This is a genomic window from Pseudomonas sp. AGC41, from assembly GCF_057334555.1.
The window spans coordinates 48,547-49,468 of the sequence record NZ_JBHFJB010000115.1 but is presented as its reverse complement, the minus strand read 5'-3'; the positions used below and the strand labels follow the sequence as shown (position 1 = coordinate 49,468).

Annotated in this window: 2 protein-coding genes; both read left to right on the top strand. The window is 58.6% G+C overall.

Annotation, left to right across the window (positions count from 1 at the left end):
• Nucleotides 1-97: 97 nt before the first annotated feature.
• On the top strand, nt 98-439 hold the full coding sequence (locus ACE04F_RS19375) for a zinc ribbon domain-containing protein YjdM (RefSeq protein ID WP_030140290.1): 342 nt from the start codon (nt 98-100) through the stop codon (nt 437-439).
• Nucleotides 440-630: 191 nt separating this feature from the next.
• Nucleotides 631-888, top strand: coding sequence for a PA4570 family protein (locus ACE04F_RS19370; RefSeq protein ID WP_053125388.1), 258 nt, complete (start codon nt 631-633; stop codon nt 886-888).
• Nucleotides 889-922 lie beyond the last annotated feature (34 nt).

The window sequence follows — 922 nt, the reverse complement described above, 5'->3', positions numbered from 1 at the left end:
CCCCCCCCCCCCCCACGAAAGCCCCGTATCACCCGCCCCGCAACAAAACCCTATACAATGTGCGCCCTTTTGACCTCCTGATACCCAAGGAACCTTAGTGAGCACGTTGCCTCCCTGCCCGAAATGCAATTCCGAATACACCTACGAAGACGGTACTCAACTGGTCTGCCCGGAGTGTGCCCACGAATGGTCCGCCAGCGGCGAAGCTGAAGCGCCGTCCGACGATACGGTGAAAAAAGATTCGGTCGGCAACGTCCTGCAGGACGGCGATACCATCACCGTGATCAAGGACCTCAAGGTCAAGGGTACTTCGCTGGTGGTCAAGGTCGGCACCAAGGTGAAGAACATCCGCCTGTGCGATGGCGACCACGACATCGACTGCAAGATCGACGGCATCGGCCCGATGAAGCTCAAATCCGAGTTCGTCAGGAAGGTCTGAACCTGTCACACGCCCATCCCGCGTCACGCGCGGGATGCTGCTTCGCCCCGCCGTTTCGCCAGGCCCGCCAGTTGCGGATGACCTGAGCCATCCCAACCCATCGTCAGAAAAACCAGCGTTGCGCCAATAGAGACTTGCTATTTAGCGAATAAGAATTATTCTCATCGAACCCCATCAAGGAGATGAGAACCATGACTTATTTGATCGATGCCTGGCTGGACCGCCCACATCCCTACCTCAGGATCCTGCATCGGGAAACCGGCGAAGTCTGTGCGGTGCTTGAAGAAGAAGCCTTGAACGAACTGCAGGACCAAGGCGATCTGGACCTCAACAGCCTCAATTCCAGTGAGCCGCTGGTGCTCAAGGAGCTGGTGCGCAACCTGTTCCTGTTCTGCTACGCCCGGGCGTTGCGCCCTGCGGGTGATTTCAGCGGCAGGTTCCATGGATGAAGCAGCAAACCCTGTGGGAGGGGGGGGGGGGGGG

Coding starts and splice junctions, on each gene's coding strand:
- ACE04F_RS19370 (WP_053125388.1), top strand. CDS start 631: ATGACTTATTTGATCGATGCCTGGCTGGACCGCCCACATCCCTACCTC.